Source organism: Paenibacillus sp. Paensp38 (assembly GCF_059491915.1).
The window spans coordinates 4,920,120-4,937,500 of the sequence record NZ_CP168516.1; the positions used below are offsets into that span (position 1 = coordinate 4,920,120).

The 17,381-nt window shown below is 46.4% G+C and carries 13 protein-coding genes, 1 tRNA gene and 3 rRNA genes (1 of these 17 only partly in view); 2 read left to right on the forward strand and 15 right to left on the reverse strand.

All coding sequences use genetic code 11. The features are described from left to right. Positions 1 to 60 precede the first annotated feature (60 nt). Positions 61 to 762 carry a 23S rRNA pseudouridine(2604) synthase RluF gene (gene rluF / locus ACEN8J_RS21825; protein WP_029514947.1) on the reverse strand — a complete coding sequence of 234 codons (702 nt, stop codon included), beginning with the start codon at positions 760 to 762 and terminating at the stop codon, positions 61 to 63. 51 nt (positions 763 to 813) lie between these two features. Beyond that, positions 814 to 3,090 carry a PAS domain S-box protein gene (locus ACEN8J_RS21830; protein ID WP_029514948.1) on the reverse strand — a complete coding sequence of 759 codons (2,277 nt, stop codon included), beginning with the start codon at positions 3,088 to 3,090 and terminating at the stop codon, positions 814 to 816. Positions 3,091 to 3,418: 328 nt separating this feature from the next. Here ACEN8J_RS21830 and tadA point away from each other — a divergent pair, with 328 nt between their 5' ends. Next, positions 3,419 to 3,919, forward strand: coding sequence for a tRNA adenosine(34) deaminase TadA (gene tadA / locus ACEN8J_RS21835; RefSeq protein ID WP_029514951.1), 501 nt, complete (start codon positions 3,419 to 3,421; stop codon positions 3,917 to 3,919). A gap of 60 nt (positions 3,920 to 3,979) precedes the next feature. Then, the gene (locus ACEN8J_RS21840; RefSeq protein ID WP_069011492.1) at positions 3,980 to 4,546 is read left to right on the forward strand and encodes a GNAT family N-acetyltransferase; all 567 of its coding nucleotides are present in this window, start codon (positions 3,980 to 3,982) and stop codon (positions 4,544 to 4,546) included. 87 nt (positions 4,547 to 4,633) lie between these two features. Here the strand turns inward: ACEN8J_RS21840 and ACEN8J_RS21845 are convergent, their stop codons facing one another. The 13 genes from ACEN8J_RS21845 to ACEN8J_RS21905 all read right to left on the reverse strand — a co-directional run. Next, the gene (locus tag ACEN8J_RS21845; protein WP_029514954.1) at positions 4,634 to 5,710 is read right to left on the reverse strand and encodes a hypothetical protein; all 1,077 of its coding nucleotides are present in this window, start codon (positions 5,708 to 5,710) and stop codon (positions 4,634 to 4,636) included. A gap of 198 nt (positions 5,711 to 5,908) precedes the next feature. Next, positions 5,909 to 6,064 carry a small acid-soluble spore protein P gene (locus ACEN8J_RS21850; protein ID WP_029514956.1) on the reverse strand — a complete coding sequence of 52 codons (156 nt, stop codon included), beginning with the start codon at positions 6,062 to 6,064 and terminating at the stop codon, positions 5,909 to 5,911. A gap of 71 nt (positions 6,065 to 6,135) precedes the next feature. After that, positions 6,136 to 6,306: a hypothetical protein gene (locus tag ACEN8J_RS21855; RefSeq protein WP_007428073.1), complete on the reverse strand. Its 171-nt coding sequence runs from the start codon at positions 6,304 to 6,306 to the stop codon at positions 6,136 to 6,138. Positions 6,307 to 6,332: 26 nt separating this feature from the next. Further along, on the reverse strand, positions 6,333 to 6,674 hold the full coding sequence (locus ACEN8J_RS21860; protein WP_029514958.1) for a hypothetical protein: 342 nt from the start codon (positions 6,672 to 6,674) through the stop codon (positions 6,333 to 6,335). Positions 6,675 to 6,818: 144 nt separating this feature from the next. Continuing rightward, positions 6,819 to 6,907: transfer RNA gene (locus ACEN8J_RS21865), tRNA-Ser, on the reverse strand. Between the two features lie 89 nt (positions 6,908 to 6,996). After that, complete coding sequence (gene serS, locus ACEN8J_RS21870) at positions 6,997 to 8,280, reverse strand: serine--tRNA ligase (protein ID WP_029514960.1); 1,284 nt, start codon at positions 8,278 to 8,280, stop codon at positions 6,997 to 6,999. Between the two features lie 35 nt (positions 8,281 to 8,315). After that, entirely contained in the window at positions 8,316 to 8,882 is a 567-nt protein-coding gene (gene pdxT, locus ACEN8J_RS21875; RefSeq protein ID WP_029514961.1) for a pyridoxal 5'-phosphate synthase glutaminase subunit PdxT, read from the reverse strand. A gap of 16 nt (positions 8,883 to 8,898) precedes the next feature. Next, positions 8,899 to 9,780, reverse strand: coding sequence for a pyridoxal 5'-phosphate synthase lyase subunit PdxS (pdxS, locus tag ACEN8J_RS21880; protein ID WP_025720037.1), 882 nt, complete (start codon positions 9,778 to 9,780; stop codon positions 8,899 to 8,901). Positions 9,781 to 9,911: 131 nt separating this feature from the next. After that, positions 9,912 to 11,300: a D-alanyl-D-alanine carboxypeptidase family protein gene (locus tag ACEN8J_RS21885; RefSeq protein ID WP_029514963.1), complete on the reverse strand. Its 1,389-nt coding sequence runs from the start codon at positions 11,298 to 11,300 to the stop codon at positions 9,912 to 9,914. Positions 11,301 to 11,636: 336 nt separating this feature from the next. After that, on the reverse strand, positions 11,637 to 13,094 hold the full coding sequence (gene guaB / locus ACEN8J_RS21890; protein ID WP_013308172.1) for an IMP dehydrogenase: 1,458 nt from the start codon (positions 13,092 to 13,094) through the stop codon (positions 11,637 to 11,639). A 346-nt stretch (positions 13,095 to 13,440) separates the two neighbouring features. Beyond that, positions 13,441 to 13,557 (reverse strand): 5S ribosomal RNA (gene rrf / locus ACEN8J_RS21895). Positions 13,558 to 13,701: 144 nt separating this feature from the next. Continuing rightward, a 23S ribosomal RNA gene (locus tag ACEN8J_RS21900) occupies positions 13,702 to 16,630 on the reverse strand. Between the two features lie 351 nt (positions 16,631 to 16,981). Then, positions 16,982 to 17,381, reverse strand: a 16S ribosomal RNA gene (locus ACEN8J_RS21905) (it continues 1,156 nt past the right edge of the window). Together the 16S, 23S and 5S rRNA genes form the textbook arrangement of a ribosomal RNA operon.

A 17,381-nucleotide genomic window follows, 5' to 3' on the forward strand; every position in this document is an offset into this window, starting at 1 on the left:
GTACTTTGCCCTTTCAGATACGACGATCATACGCTCTAGGCTATACAAGCCCCTCTGGCATTAGCTAAGCGTATAATCGAGCATCTGACCAAGCTCCAGCTTCTCAGCCTCTGTCAGATCACGCCAGGCACCTTTCTGAAGGGACCCCAACCGAATATTCATGATTCGCAGCCTTTGCAGTTTTTTAACTTCATAACCGAAGGCTGCACACATACGCCGGATCTGACGATTTTTCCCTTCAGTCAGGATAATACGGAATACATACTCAGATACACGCGTCACCTCACAAGGTAGCGTCCGCTGACCGAGTATTTTCACCCCGCTAGACATGCCCTGCACAAAAGACGGTACGACAGGGCGGTCCACTGTTACAATATATTCTTTCTCATGCTTGCCTTCTGCCCGTAGAATCTTATTCACAATGTCTCCATCGTTGGTAAGTAAAATGAGACCTTCCGAATCCTTATCCAGGCGTCCAATCGGGAATATCCGCTGCGGGTGCCCCACAAAATCAACAACATTGCCTCTAATGTGGCTCTCCGTTGTACTTGTAATGCCCACCGGTTTGTTCAATGCAATATAGACGTGATCAGACTTATCGCGCAGTGGCTTGCCGTTCACGCGAACATCATCGCCTTCTTCCGCTTGACTACCCAGCACAGCCACTTCGCCGTTAATCGTCACGCGACCGCTCTCTACCAGCTTGTCTGCCTCCCGGCGCGAGCAAAAACCGGTTTCGCTGATAAACTTGTTAATGCGCAACCTGTGTACCCTCCATTTCTACTAACACACTTCCTCCTGCGCCCCAGCCCGTTACTCCGGCTTGGCAATCGGAAGCTGCACCAGGGCTGTCGTTCCCTCTCCCTCTGTGCTTTCAATATCCAGTGTGCCTTTATGACTCTGTATAATACGCTGGCTGACCATAAGTCCTAGTCCTGTACCTGTTTCTTTGTTTGTGAAAAAAGGTTCTCCCAACTTGGACAGCATTTCTGCGGGAATACCCGCTCCCTGGTCCCGTATGAAGATTTTAACGTTTTCTCCCTCCAAGAACAAATGAATCGTGATGATGCCACCTTTACTCATAGCCTCCATGCTATTTTTAAGTAAATTAATGAATACTTGCTTTAACTGATTTTCTTCAGCGTATACCAGGGCAGGCTCGTCCGTGACCTGAAGGTTGAATACAATGCCCAGCAGATGCGCCTGACTATCTAGTAAAGAAATCACGTCGCTCACAATATAACGAACATCTTTTTTCTGAAAATGCACTGCCTGTGGCTTCGCCAGTATTAAAAACTCGCTAACGATCAAATTAATGCGATCCAGCTCAGACATCATAATATCGTTGTGTTTCATATTCAACACTTGATTTTGCTGCTGTAGTTGGAGAAAGCCACGTAGCGTGGTTAGCGGATTACGAATCTCATGCGCTACGCCTGCCGCCAGTTGCCCGACGGTTGTCAGTTTCTCTGATCTGCGCAACAACTCCTCCATCCGGTTGCGACCCGTGATATCACGCGACACGCAGATAAACCCCAAAATCTGGCCTTCTTCATCCAGAATAGGCGATGTGCTCATACTAATCTCTACTGTACTTCCATCCTTCCGCATTCTAAGGGACTCACTTGATACGATGCTCTCTCCCTGAAGCAGGCTCTTCTTCTGAAATTCATATTCCTCCTGTTGCTGTGGAGGTACAAATTCCAACTTACGACCAACCAATTCTTTCTTGGTCCAGCCGTACAAAGCTTCAAAGGCATGATTGACCCGAACGACGCGATCCTCCTCGTCGGTTACATGAATCGCATCTGCTGTCTGATTAATAACCGATTCTAGATGTTCCTTTACAGAACGGTTCTCTTCATACATCTGCTCGAGTCTTCTCGTGTACATCCCTAGGTTGTAGGCCATCGCATTGATGCGCTCACCCAACTGTGCAAGCTCATGACCACCTTTTATTTCTAGCCGTGTATCAAAATGACCGTCAGCCATCTCATTCACTTTCCCCAGAATCGACTGAATTGGGCGGACAAACAGACTTGCCAGCACATAGCTTCCAATGATCACCACCTCTAAAAGGACAATGGAAATGGCAATTAAACTTATCAATTGCTTGGAAATAACAGAAGTGATCGTATCATAATTCATAACAATACGGATAACATAGGCATCACGATTAGCCGGATAAAAAGGTATGTAACTGACGAGAACCCGCTCACCTTTAATATAGCAGTCTTGTACAATACTCTCCCCCGAGAGGATAGCTCTGGACACGGCCAAACGATCTTCCTGCACCCTTGTTAGTTGATACGTGCCGAATTGGATCGGTTTGTTGTACATGTAATAGTATTTCGAATCGTTTCCGTTCTTGTCCATCGAAGCGCCACCAAAGGTTGCAGGGTTAATTCCTGTAATCTCCATGATGCGATAATCCACTTGTTGAGTTTGCTTTACGATCTCATCGGGGCTCAGGATGGTTATGAAATTTTGTACTGAAGTATCCTGAAAGGAAATTCGAATTAAGTAGTTACGTTTTTGATCATAATAAAATCCCCATTTGTTAATATCTGAGGAGTCTGAACCGGTGTAGTCAAATGACCCCGTCCAAAAATGATCCAGTTTCTGACCTTGCACCATTGCAGCCTGTCCGTGCTCATATAATTGGTCAACTGCATTTTTCCAATATCCTGTCAATGGATCGGATGGCGTTACTTCTTTAGGATCCGAGGATCTAACAACCTTATACCCCTGCCCGTCTCGAATCATCAAGGAAATATTAGTATCTCTGTGGAGTGAGGCCACCTTTTGAAGCTGTTCCTGCTGAATATTTCGAATGTCAGGATCGAGCTGATTGGCAGCCAACGTGGCAGAAAGCCACAGATTATATCCGAGCTGTTTGTCAACGGCCTCCCAGCTATGTTGGGTTTGTTCGATAGCTCCTCCGATAATTTTAGCCGTCAGAACCATTTTAGTTTCACTGTCACTTCTTAGGTTTTCATGGGTCGTGTAATAATTAAGTGCGATGTTTAATAAAAGGATAAACAGGACGGACCCCGACAAAATGATCGTTATTCTGATTTTTATCGACACACTGATTTCTCACCTCTTGCCGCATGCTGGCGATTACTGGGAATTGCTAACTCAATGATACCGTAATAGCGCCTGTGATACCAGCATTTACATTTACCGGATATACATAAATACACACCTTGTGTACAGTATTGTCAATAGACGAGGATTTGCCTACAATATAAAAGATAATCATCCACAGGTAGTCCACAAATACACAGATTTTATTATAAACTGTGGATAAACCTGTGGACAAGTACCTTGTTATCCACAATTTTATTCACATCATGTTAACAACGGAATATTTGTTCGTTGGATAATTCCGCGTTTTGAAAGGAGCATTTTCCCAGTGACCACCATGGATCACGCCTATTGGATGAAAGAAGCCATTCAGGAAGCGTATAAGGCAGAAACGTTAGGTGAAGTCCCTATCGGGGCTGTCATCGTAAAAGATAATGAAATCATCGGTCGCGGCTACAATTTGCGCGAGACGGATGCTGACCCAACCGCACATGCAGAGATGGTCGCCATTCGTCAGGCCAGTGAGCACTTAGGTGCCTGGCGCCTGCTGGATTGTAGGCTGTATGTCACTCTGGAGCCGTGTCCAATGTGCGCCGGAGCCATTGTGCAATCACGGGTTCCCCATTTGATATACGGCACTACAGATCCCAAGGCAGGCTGCGCAGGCACGCTGATGAATTTATTACAGGAGCCTCGGTTCAATCATTGTACAGAAGTAACTAGTGGTGTACTGCAGGAGGAATGTGCATCGCTGCTAACGAGCTTCTTTCGGCATCTCCGGCAAAAAAGAGCGGCAGCCAAATTGTCTCCTCCCTCGTCTTCATTCTGAGGAGACACAGTCCAAAATACCTCATCTCATTGCTAATTCCCCATGGAAGGAGATCACCCCATGCCTATGAGCTTGTATAATACGCCTCAAGGTATCTTTTTACGGCCATTTAGCTTGGCGGATAGCGAAGCCCTTCTCGCCCTTAGGCACCGAAATAGGGATTCCCATGCGCCTTATGAGCCGCTTTACGAGGATTCATTTTTCACATTAGAGAAACAACAGGACTACATCCGTCAGAAATTGCGGCAAGCCGAAGAAGATCGAGGTTACGTATTCGGTATCTTTCTCTTAAAGGAAGAACGGCTCATCGGTTATATCTCCATTTCCAATCTAGTACGTGGAGTTGGACAATTCGCTGATATCGGCTACATGATGGATCATCATGAACAGGGTAAAGGGCATATGACCGCTGCCTTAAAGTTAATCATACAATATGCCTTTCGTGCCTTATCTCTACATCGTCTCCAAGCGGGTACTCTTTTGCATAATGATCGCTCACAACGTGTATTAGAAAAATGTGGCTTTCGACCAGAAGGCATTGCTCGCAAGCTTGTACAGATTCAGGGCACATGGCAGGATCACCAGATGTTTGGACTTTTAGCCGAGGATGACGTGTGGCAGAGCTAAATGACTGTACAGGGACAACATTAAAAGTAAACAAAAAACCGCCCGGCCTATGCCGAGCGGTTTTCTTGCAATCATGTTATCCCATACTTAAGGAGCAACAGTTTGCATTTTTTGTTGCAGTTGTTCCATCGTCAGGACTTGATCAGCTGTTGGAATACCTACTTTAAATGCTGCTTTAGCATTGATTTTGTTGTATTGCGTGTAGCCTGTTACAGACAATTTTACATTGTCTTTTGTAGCCGGATCATTCATCTCTACATTCGCATTCAGGTCTTGATACACAGGAATGTTATCCTTGTTCAAAGCTGTGTTAATGTCAAACTGCTTCACTGTCAAGTAGTTTTTCAACTCATCCAGCTTTTTGCTAACTTCGCTGGTGTTAGATTGCAATTCTTTCTTCGCTTCAGACAGCTCTTCCTTCTTCACTTGAAGCATGCTAGCATATTCGTCCTTAGACATTATATCAAGGACTTTAGGAAGCGCCTTAGTGATAAATGTATTGGTTGCTTGCTTCACGTTGTCGTTCGTTATTTTAAACTGAACTACTTGTTTAGCTTCAACGCCTTGTGGCAACTTAGCGTCTTTAGGATCAATATCAAAGAAGTACGTAGCTTGATCATACTCGTTCATAATAGCAGCGATCACTTCATTCGCAAATTTCTGCGATTTTTCTTGATCCATAGCTGCAGGGTTAAATTCTTGTCCCGATTGTTTAGCCAGTTCTTGTGGATCAATGATCAGGAATTTACCTACAACATCCTGTGGGAGCGGGTAAAATGGAATATTAGGAATTTTAACGTACAGTTTATCTTTAGTCATCACCATTGGAATCGTGAAGCTGGTGGAAAGATCACCTTTCAAATGAATGCCGAGCGTCATTTCAGATTGGAAAGGTTCTTTTTGATATACACCGTCCAGCGTAATGTCTGCATTTTTCAGCATACTGGTTATCATTGCACTTTGTTCACTTGGTAAAGTAGCAGATGAAATTGTCAGATCCTTAACGGTAAATTGACTTTTGGATTCATAAGAATTCAACTTCATTGCATTTGCAGTACCGGTCGTAACTGCTTCCTTCGGTTCTAACTTCTTGCTACAACCTACCAGGGCTACCGTCAAAAGCAACACCATAGTGAGTACCAAGACGGATAACTTTTTACTCATTGTGTAGATTCTCTCCTCTCGTAATTAACCCCTTTTTTATGCTAACAAAAAAATACACACCTCCTATTTTAACTCATATTCTCAAACAGCGAAACACTTATTGGAAAATTTTCTTACAATAAGCACAAAGACACCCTGGTTCTCCTAACCAGGGTGTACTATCGATGCAATATATTTTTAGGAGAAAGGTCTTCCTGCTTATGAACCTTCTCTGTTATGATGATCCACGTGATTCCGCTGTTTCACCTTCTTGGAACCAGATAACGGCTCCTGCTGATGACTACGCTCACGCTTTTCGTTACTTCCACCAGAATCCTGTGCTTCAGGGACAGGAATGGCTTTAGGCTTGCCCATTTATGCATCTCCATTCTCAGTCTATATTTGTGGTACATCAACAAATCCGTTTATTACCATTAAAAATAGGACTATAGATGGTGTAGATCTTCTGTTTTATCGTGGTTTAGTGAATCCTGATGACGGCGATCATTACGATCCTGCTGCACTTGCTGTGCCTGATGACTATTCACTGGACGTTGCTCCAAATCATCAACAATGTTAGACAGGTTTTTATCCAGTCCGTTTTTGGCTTTTGTCATGTAGCCTTCCTCCTCATTCCTTCATACTACGAATGCGTCAATGACTGTAATGTCTGGGCACATTGGTGAATATGCCGAGTATAATCAGACACCAGCTGTTGAATGATATCTGTTCGTTCATCTACAGACTGTCCATCCCGCTCTACATCGACTAAGCTAACCTGCACTTCCCGGGAATCTACATAAGTACATGCAAAATCAAAGGAGTACATTTGTCGGCCTTCTACCTCGATGTGGATTCGTATTGCCCGGTTGTCAGCTTCATCTGCCTGTACCTGCGATTTATCCCCTGAATTCAAAAGAATCGGCAGTTGTTCCTGCCAGGCCTCTACCAGCTTTTGCTGATCTACTGTCATTTCTCGATTCATGCCAGCACCTCCATATCTGATAACGTGTGAAAAAACCGAGCTTTTTATACAACAAAAAAACCATTCTCCACGATTCCTGATCATTAGCATCTAAAGGCCAATGTACCAGCTATCGTATTTGAATGGCTTGGTTTATTTAGAATATGGCGGAGAGGATGGGATTCGAACCCATGTGAGCTTGCACTCTAACGGTTTTCAAGACCGCCCCGTTATGACCGCTTCGGTACCTCTCCAGGTGGTAAATGGATAAAGCTGCTTCCCTTTTAAACATACTCAGGCGCAACAAAATTATTTTACCACAGGATTTCTAAGAATGCAATACTTACTGTTTAGGAGCAATAACCTCAATGCCTCGCATATATGAACGCAGTACTTCTGGGATCACGATGCTTCCATCCTCTTGCTGATAGTTCTCCAAAATAGCAGCCACAGTCCGCCCTACAGCCAATCCTGAACCGTTCAGCGTATGTACAAATTCAGGCTTCGCCTTCGAATCTGGACGAAACCGGATGTTCGCACGACGCGCTTGGAAGTCTTCTGTGTTTGAACAAGAAGAAATCTCGCGGTACATGCCACTCTCAGGCAACCATACTTCCAGATCGTACGTTTTGGCAGACGTAAAGCCCATATCTCCAGTGCAAAGTGCCAGCACGCGATATGGAAGTCCGAGCAGTTGTAGAACACGCTCAGCGTTATTCGTCATTTTCTCCAATTCTTCATAAGAGGTATCCGGGTGAACCAGCTTAAGCATCTCTACCTTATTGAACTGATGCTGACGGATCAGGCCACGTGTATCACGTCCCGCTGATCCTGCCTCCGAGCGAAAGCAAGAGCTGTATGCCACATAATATTTCGGAAGCTGTTCCGCATTCATGATCTCTTCACGGTGGTAGTTCGTTACCGGAACTTCAGCCGTAGGAATGAGATAATACTCCGTATCACGCAGCTTGAACAAATCTTCTTCAAACTTCGGAAGTTGGCCCGTTCCGTACAAGCTGTCCCGATTTACGATGTATGGAGGAAGCATTTCTTCATAACCATGCTCACTGCTGTGCAGATCCATCATAAAGTTAATCAGCGCACGCTCTAGTCTTGCTCCCAGTCCTTTGTAGAACGTAAAACGAGAACCCGTTACCTTGGCTGCTGCTTCAAAATCAAGAATATCTAGATCCTGAGCCAACTCCCAATGCGCTTTGGGTTTAAAGGAAAACTCGCGCGGCTCCGACCAGCGACGGATTTCTACATTATCCTCTTCCGATGCGCCAACAGGTACTGTTCCATTGGGAATATTCGGAATAGACATCACCAGTTCGTCGATCTGAACTTCCAGTTCGCGTACTTGCTCATCTAATTCTTTGATACGATCGGAGACTTGACGCATTTCTGCAATAAGATCATCCGCATTTTCCTTATTCTTCTTCAACTTGGCTACTTCACCGGATACCACGTTCCGACGATTTTTGAGCCCTTCACTTTCCTGAAGTAACTCACGACGGCTTACATCCAGATCTGTAAAACCATTAATCAGATCCAGAGATTTCCCCCTGTTCTGCAAAGCTTTCTCAACCCTACCAAGCTCATTACGTAAAATCTTTATATCTAACACAGGTAATCCCTCCTACACTACAAACCTGACTTTCACTATTCGCGGACCATATCCACAAAATATTGATGTAACCGGTAATCGTCTGTTAACTCCGGATGGAAGGATGAAGCCAGCAAATGACCCTGACGGGCTGCCACGATCTCGCCGTTATACTCAGACAGCACATCTACTCCCGTTCCAACAGACTGTATTAATGGTGCGCGTATAAATACGGCACGAACCGGTTCCTCAATCCCTTTAATGTTCAAGTCTGTTTCAAAGCTCTCTCTTTGGCGACCAAATGCATTACGCGATACTGTAATATCCATGAGTCCCAAATGTGCTTCTTCCTGTCCTTGAATCGTTTTAGCCAGTACAATCAATCCTGCGCAAGTGCCAAATACAGGCTTGCCTTGATTGGAAAACTGACGTATAGCCTCTATAAAGTCATACTTGCGCATTAGCTTACCGATAGTGGTACTTTCACCACCGGGAATGATAAGACCGGACAGCTCATCGAGCTGTTCGATCTTCTTCACCGCTATACCTTCCGCACCCGCACGTTCAACGCTTCGTATATGTTCAGCTACAGCGCCTTGCAGCGACAATACACCTATTTTCATGCCGGTCCCTTCTTTCTTACCAACCACGATCCTGCATGCGCTCATGCGGTGCCAGTTTGGAAATTTCAATGCCTTTCATAGGAGTCCCCAAATTCTTGGAGACTTCTGCGATCAGCTTGTAATCCGTATAATGAGTGGTCGCTTCCACGATTGCCCGTGCAAACTTCTCAGGGCTATCCGACTTGAAAATACCAGAACCTACAAAGACGCCATCAGCGCCTAAATGCATCATTAACGCGGCATCAGCAGGTGTTGCTACACCACCCGCTGCAAAGTTAACCACTGGCAGCTTGCCAAGCTCATGCACTTCTAACAGCAGTTCATATGCAACACCGAGGTTTTTCGCTTCTGCATACAGCTCGTCCTTCGACAAGTTTTGCACCTTGCGAATTTGACCATTGATAAAACGCATATGACGAACGGCCTCAACAATATTCCCAGTTCCCGGTTCACCCTTCGTACGGATCATAGATGCACCCTCACCAATGCGACGCAGCGCTTCTCCCAGATCCTTGGCTCCACAAACAAATGGAACGGTGAACTCCCGCTTATCAATATGGAAAACTTCATCCGCAGGTGTCAATACTTCGCTCTCATCGAGATAGTCAACACCGAGAGATTCCAGTACCTTTGCCTCTACAAAGTGACCGATGCGAGCCTTAGCCATAACAGGAATAGAAACAACCTTCATAACTTCTTCCACAATCGTTGGGTCAGCCATACGAGCAACCCCACCAGCTGCACGGATATCCGAAGGTACCCGTTCAAGAGCCATTACAGCTGTAGCTCCTGCTGCCTCTGCAATTTTAGCCTGCTCAGCGTTCATGACATCCATGATTACGCCACCTTTTTGCATCTCTGCCATACCTCTTTTTACACGCGAAGTTCCCGTTTCCATGTCGTTGCCTCCTGTAAGGGTTACGTTTAGATTCTAACTAAATATTTTACCGCACCAATGCCAAATACACAATCATTTCAAGCTGCAAAATAAGTAATGAAAAACAAGGTAGGTCGCTTAGCTTTGCTTATTTAGAAGAGATTCTTAATTCCTTGGAACAGATCTCCGAAGAAATCACCGATTGCCCGGAAAAGCATTCGGAACCAGCCGCCCTCTTCTACTGCTGTCGTAGTAACCAGATCAACGGTTTTCGTCTGCCCTTTATCCACACCGTCTGTCTTGTACGTGTACGTAATGGTTCCGACTTTGGCCCCTTGCTTCAAAGGTGCTACAAGAGAGCTTGCTGGTGTAATGTTCGTTGTAAAGGTTACCTTGGGATTGCTCGCACCCTTGGGTACGATAAAACTTACTGCATCTTTTGTAACGATCGGCACTTCTGTTTCCGTACCTTTGGTCACTGGCACATTCTCAACACCCTTAACCACCGTCTTTGGGGCAATAACCTGCTTCACTTCAAAATTATCAAAACCATAGTTCAGCACTTTAGCTGTCTCTGTAAAACGGTGTGCATCTGAATCAGCTCCCATAACTACACTGATGAGACGCATTCCATTGCGTTCAGCGGTTCCTGTAAAACAGTTGCCAGCATTGGCCGTATGGCCTGTTTTCATCCCGTCTAAACCTGGGTAAGCAAACTTTCTAAAGTTAGTAATATTTTTGTTTGCTTCCAGCATCCAGTTATAGTTAATAATCGGCGCCTTGTCAGTAGGACGGAATTTGTAAGATTGAATTGTCGTGAATCGTGTGTAATCCGGATGATCTTTAATGATGTAACCAGCCAGAGTAGCTGCATCTCTCGCTGTCATCACCGTTTCCCGGTCTGTATCCGGCTGGAAGCCTTTCGGCATATCACCACGGTCCAAACCAGTCGAGTTGATAAAATACGTATTTTTCATGCCCATTTTCTGAGCTGTTTCATTCATTAGTTTTACAAAATCCTGCTCAGTTCCGGATACGCGTTCAGCAAGGGCTACTGTTGCATCATTAGCAGAACCTACCGCCATGGCAATATAAAGCTCTTCTACCGTATGTTGATCCCCTTGAGCCAAAAAAATACGTGATCCAATGCTCTTAGAAGCATTCTCGTTAACCGTAACCTTATCCGTCCACTTGAGTTTGCCTTGCTTAACCTGTTCAGCCACGATGTATTCTGTCATCATTTTAGTCATACTTGCTGGTGGAAGTGGCTCATCTGGATTCATAGACAGCAATACTTGCCCCGTGGAAGGCTCGATCAAAATGGCAGAACGTAGTGCCAGACTAGGGGGGTTAATAGAACCTGTCCCCGTAATATTGGTTGCCTGTGTTGCCGCTCCAGCTGCAAAAGTAGCCACGCTCGGATCGAAATTGCCTACAACAGGCAATGCCGACATATACATCATATTGAGCACCATGACTGCAGTCACGCTCTTTTTAATCATGCTGCGTTTTGTATTTTGCTTTAAATTGTTCGCTTTCAAATGAATACAAACTCCTCTCGTACCTCAACCCGATCCGTTATGTACAACGAGACGGTGGTTACAGCCTCTACTTGGCCAATGTAATTAATGTTTTAGTGTTAAAATCCAGTTCCATTTCGTTTTATTTCGTTTTCTTAGTTGTATCCTGTCATGAGCATTTTCTGCTCGAATCTTCTTTACTGGTAGGAATCGTCCAAAAGACCTACGTGCCCTAATTCGTCAATAATTTCGTCATAAAGGCGGACACTTGTCTATTCTATCACAGGGGTATCTCTAAAAAAAGACAGGCAGAGCGAAATACGCTCTGCCTGTCGTCAAGTCTACTACAGCCGAACTTTATAGAGAGTAGTTTGGTGCTTCTTTCGTAATTTGCACATCATGCGGATGGCTCTCACGCAGACCAGCACCTGTAATACGGATAAAGCTTGTATCGTTACGAAGCTCCTCAATATTAGCTGTACCGCAATAACCCATACCGGAACGAAGACCGCCCAACAGCTGATGGACAGTGTCGGAAAGTGGTCCTTTATAAGCAACGCGTCCTTCAATGCCTTCCGGTACCAATTTCTTGTCGTCATCTTGGAAATAACGATCTTTACTACCTTGCTTCATCGCAGCCATAGAGCCCATACCACGATATACTTTAAAGCGGCGTCCTTGATAAATTTCAGATTCGCCCGGGCTTTCTTCCGTACCTGCAAAAAGACTTCCCAGCATTACCGCAGAAGCGCCTGCCGCAATGGCCTTTGTAATTTCACCGGAGTATTTAATACCGCCGTCTGCAATAATCGGAATATTATATTCACGTGCTACTGTTGCACAATCATAAATTGCTGTTACTTGTGGAACACCTATCCCTGCGATTACGCGTGTTGTACAGATGGAGCCTGGACCAATACCGACTTTTACGACCGATGCTCCTGCTTCAATCAATTCGCGCGTTCCGTCTCCAGTAGCTACATTACCTGCTACAATCGTCAGATCAGGATAAGCTTCACGCAGCTTGCGGACCGCTTCAATGATGTTAATATGATGGCCGTGAGCAGAGTCCACAACAATCATATCCACACCCGCTTTTACAAGTGCTTCAGTCCGATCAAATGTATCCTTGGAAATACCAACAGCCGCACCGACCAGAAGACGACCTTGTGCATCTTTCGCTGCGTTCGGAAATTGAATAGCTTTCTCAATATCTTTAATGGTGATAAGACCTTTGAGATAATTTTCATCATCGACCAAAGGGAGCTTTTCAATCTTATGCTTTTGCAAAATGACTTCCGCTTCCTGTAAAGTCGTACCTACAGGTGCAGTTACCAGTTCTTCCTTCGTCATGACTTCACTGATTTTAAGGTTAAAATCGTGAATAAAGCGAAGATCACGGTTAGTAATAATACCCACCAGTTTGTTTTCTTCGTTTACAACAGGTACACCAGAAATACGGTATTTACCCATAACTGCTTCAGCATCAGATACCAAATGATCCGGAGTCAATGAGAATGGATTGGTGATAACACCGCTCTCAGAACGTTTAACCCGATCCACCTCTACCGCTTGCTGTTCAATCGACATATTTTTATGAATAATACCGATACCGCCCTCACGAGCCATCGCGATTGCCAACACTGCCTCAGTAACAGTATCCATACCAGCACTCATCAAAGGAATATTCAGCTTTACGTTATCACTCAAACGAGTCGCCACGCTTACTTCTTTGGGCAGAACCACCGACTTGCGAGGTACCAGCAAAACATCGTCAAAGGTAAGGCCTTCCTTACCGAATTTATCTTCCCACACCAAGATGATCCTCCTTCAAATTGTTTAGTCTGTATTGGTCTTGTTGTCTGTCCGACATGGACAAATCAAGGCTCTCTGAAAATATATTATTGCAATCTTAGCAAAGCGGTATAGGGGTGTCAAGCCTTCAACAATAGCCCTAACCTTTAGTATTTCCCTGTACAAACAACTGTACTCCTACGGAGGACAACCTTTAAAAAAAAGCGTTTTTAAGAGTAATAGCTATTCACAAGAGCGTATCTCTTCTTTGAATGCGCAGCATAGAAGCAATTATACAAGTGGTTTGTACCCTAATATACCAAAGAGGACCATGATCTCAATGAGATCATGGTCCTCTTTACTTGTTGCTTGGCGACGTCCTACTCTCCCAGGACCCTGCGGTCCAAGTACCATCGGCGCTGGAGGGCTTAACGGTCGTGTTCGGGATGGGTACGTGTGGAACCCCTCCGCTATCGCCACCAAACATGAATCTGCTGAGCAAATTCTTTTTCAGGAATCAGCATCGCCAAATGCTGTGTGTTCGCTTGTTCCATATAAGCCACTTGTGCTTATACAATACAAAACTTACACCCTGAAAACTGGATCCGAAACTCATTGCGTTTTATTTTAGGATAAGCCCTCGACCGATTAGTATTGGTCAGCTCCATGCATTACTGCACTTCCACCCCCAACCTATCTACCTCGTCGTCTTCAAGGGGTCTTACATACTGGGAAATCTCATCTTGAGGGGGGCTTCACGCTTAGATGCTTTCAGCGCTTATCCCTTCCGTACATAGCTACCCAGCGGTGCTCCTGGCGGAACAACTGGTACACCAGCGGTACGTCCATCCCGGTCCTCTCGTACTAAGGACAGCTCCTCTCAAATTTCCTACGCCCACGACAGATAGGGACCGAACTGTCTCACGACGTTCTGAACCCAGCTCGCGTACCGCTTTAATGGGCGAACAGCCCAACCCTTGGGACCTACTTCAGCCCCAGGATGCGATGAGCCGACATCGAGGTGCCAAACCTCCCCGTCGATGTGGACTCTTGGGGGAGATAAGCCTGTTATCCCCAGGGTAGCTTTTATCCGTTGAGCGATGGCCCTTCCATGCGGTACCACCGGATCACTAAGCCCGACTTTCGTCCCTGCTCGACTTGTAGGTCTCGCAGTCAAGCTCCCTTCTGCCTTTGCACTCTTCGAATGATTTCCAACCATTCTGAGGGAACCTTGGGGCGCCTCCGTTACTCTTTAGGAGGCGACCGCCCCAGTCAAACTGCCCACCTGACACTGTCCTCGCACCGGATTACGGTACCAAGTTAGAACCTAGATACGATCAGGGTGGTATCCCAAGGATGCCTCCCTTCAAGCTGGCGCTCAAAGTTCTACGGCTCCCACCTATCCTGTACAGATCGTACCCAAATTCAATATCAAGCTGCAGTAAAGCTCCATGGGGTCTTTCCGTCTTGTCGCGGGTAACCTGCATCTTCACAGGTATTAAAATTTCACCGGATCTCTCGTTGAGACAGCGCCCAAGTCGTTACGCCATTCGTGCGGGTCAGAATTTACCTGACAAGGAATTTCGCTACCTTAGGACCGTTATAGTTACGGCCGCCGTTTACTGGGGCTTCGGTTCATAGCTTCGCCCGAAGGCTTACCACTCCCCTTAACCTTCCAGCACCGGGCAGGCGTCAGCCCGTATACTTCGCCTTGCGGCTTCGCACAGACCTGTGTTTTTGCTAAACAGTCGCTTGGGCCTTTTCACTGCGGCCCCCTCGGGCTATTCACCCTACCGAGGCACCCCTTCTCCCGAAGTTACGGGGTCATTTTGCCGAGTTCCTTAACGAGAGTTCTTCCGCGCGCCTTAGAATTCTCTTCTCGCCTACCTGTGTCGGTTTGCGGTACGGGCACCTTCTCCTGGCTAGAGGCTTTTCTTGGCAGTCTGAGATCATGACCTTCGCTACTATAATTTTCGCTCCCCATCACAGCCCAGCCTTAACGATGTGCGGATTTGCCTACACACCAGCCTCACTGCTTAGACGGACATCCATCAGTCCGCGTCACTACCCTACTGCGTCACCCCATCGCTCATAACGGATTACGGTGGTACAGGAATTTCGACCTGTTGTCCTTCGACTACGCCTATCGGCCTCGCCTTAGGTCCCGACTTACCCTGAGCGGACGAACCTTCCTCAGGAACCCTTAGGCTTTCGGCGGATCTGATTCTCACAGATCTTTTCGTTACTCATACCGGCATTCTCACTTGAATGCAGTCCAGCGCTCCTTACGGTACACCTTCAACCCGCATTCAACGCTCCCCTACCCCTGATGCAAAGCATCAAGCCATAGCTTCGGTGGTGTGTTTAGCCCCGTTACATTTTCGGCGCAGAGTCACTCGACCAGTGAGCTATTACGCACTCTTTCAATGGTGGCTGCTTCTAAGCCAACATCCTGGTTGTCTGTGCAACTCCACATCCTTTCCCACTTAACACACACTTGGGGACCTTAGCTGATGGTCTGGGCTGTTTCCCTTTCGACAATGGATCTTAGCACTCACTGTCTGACTCCCGGAACTAAATCTATGGCATTCGGAGTTTGACTGAGCTTGGTAACCCTTGCGGGCCCCGCACCCAATCAGTGCTCTACCTCCACGATTCTTCTTTCCGAGGCTAGCCCTAAAGCTATTTCGGGGAGAACCAGCTATCTCCGGGTTCGATTGGAATTTCTCCGCTACCCCCACCTCATCCCCGCATTTTTCAACATGCGTGGGTTCGGGCCTCCAGTGCGTGTTACCGCACCTTCACCCTGGACAGGGGTAGATCACCCGGTTTCGGGTCTACGTCCACGTACTAAAGATCGCCCTATTCAGACTCGCTTTCGCTGCGGCTTCAGCTCTTCACCTTAACCTTGCACGGGAACGTAACTCGCCGGTTCATTCTACAAAAGGCACGCCATCACCCATAGATCGGGCTCTGACTTCTTGTAAGCACACGGTTTCAGGATCTATTTCACTCCCCTTCCGGGGTGCTTTTCACCTTTCCCTCACGGTACTGCTTCACTATCGGTCGCCAGGGAGTATTTAGCCTTGGCAGATGGTCCTGCCGGATTCATACGGGGTTTCACGTGCCCCGCACTACTCGGGATCCGTCTCGGAGAGAACAAGTTTTGAACTACAGGGCTTTTACCTTCTCTGGCGGGCCTTTCCAGACCTCTTCATCTAACCGGTTCCTTTGTAACTCCATGTGAGACGTCCCACAACCCCAAGGAGCAAGCTCCTTGGTTTGGGCTAATCCGCGTTCGCTCGCCGCTACTGACGGAATCACTATTGTTTTCTCTTCCTCAGGGTACTTAGATGTTTCAGTTCCCCTGGTCTGCCTCTATTCTGCCTATGTATTCAGCAGAAAGTGACTGTCGATGAAGACAGCCGGGTTTCCCCATTCGGACATCCCCGGATCAAAGCTTGCTTACAGCTCCCCGAGGCCTTATCGTTGTTCGCCACGTCCTTCGTCGGCTCCTGGCGCCTAGGCATCCTCCGTGTGCTCTTTGTAGCTTAACCTAGACTTTTCTTTGATAAAAGAAAATGTCGATGTTCGATAAAGAATGATTTTTGCCAAAGGCAAAAGATCTTTCCTTATCTGCTACCTTTATTTCACTTGTTTACACAAGATCAGCTTAAAGGAATATTCTAAAACGCAATTTCGTTTCGGTATCCAGTTTTCAAGGTGCAAAGCTGTAAACAACCAGCTTTTTTTGAGAGTTTGAGCTCTCAAAACTGAGCAACGAGTGAGTAAGTTCAGGATATTCATTTCATTCACACGAATGTGATGAACCGAATTGAATATCCGGTCGCAGGTACGTTATACCTGCTAATTTGAATGTTTCCATCGCAGGAAACGATTCTCCATAGAAAGGAGGTGATCCAGCCGCACCTTCCGATACGGCTACCTTGTTACGACTTCACCCCAATCATCTACCCCACCTTCGGCGGCTGGCTCCCTTGCGGGTTACCCCACCGACTTCGGGTGTTGTAAACTCTCGTGGTGTGACGGGCGGTGTGTACAAGACCCGGGAACGTATTCACCGCGGCATGCTGATCCGCGATTACTAGCAATTCCGACTTCATGTAGGCGAGTTGCAGCCTACAATCCGAACTGAGACCGGCTTTTCTAGGATTGGCTCCACCTCGCGGCTTCGCTTCCCGTTGTACCGGCCATTGTAGTACGTGTGTAGCCCAGGTCATAAGGGGCATGATGATTTGACGTCATCCCCACCTTCCTCCGGTTTGTCACCGGCAGTCTGCTTAGAGT

Excerpts from the sequence above, each read along its gene's own strand:
- ACEN8J_RS21840 (WP_069011492.1), top strand. The coding sequence starts at position 3,980 with ATGCCTATGAGCTTGTATAATACGCCTCAAGGTATCTTTTTACGGCCA.
- pdxT (WP_029514961.1), bottom strand. The coding sequence starts at position 8,882 with ATGAAAATAGGTGTATTGTCGCTGCAAGGCGCTGTAGCTGAACATATA.
- ACEN8J_RS21850 (WP_029514956.1), bottom strand. The coding sequence starts at position 6,064 with ATGGGCAAGCCTAAAGCCATTCCTGTCCCTGAAGCACAGGATTCTGGT.
- ACEN8J_RS21855 (WP_007428073.1), bottom strand. The coding sequence starts at position 6,306 with ATGACAAAAGCCAAAAACGGACTGGATAAAAACCTGTCTAACATTGTT.
- ACEN8J_RS21860 (WP_029514958.1), bottom strand. The coding sequence starts at position 6,674 with ATGAATCGAGAAATGACAGTAGATCAGCAAAAGCTGGTAGAGGCCTGG.
- pdxS (WP_025720037.1), bottom strand. The coding sequence starts at position 9,780 with ATGGAAACGGGAACTTCGCGTGTAAAAAGAGGTATGGCAGAGATGCAA.
- ACEN8J_RS21845 (WP_029514954.1), bottom strand. The coding sequence starts at position 5,710 with ATGAGTAAAAAGTTATCCGTCTTGGTACTCACTATGGTGTTGCTTTTG.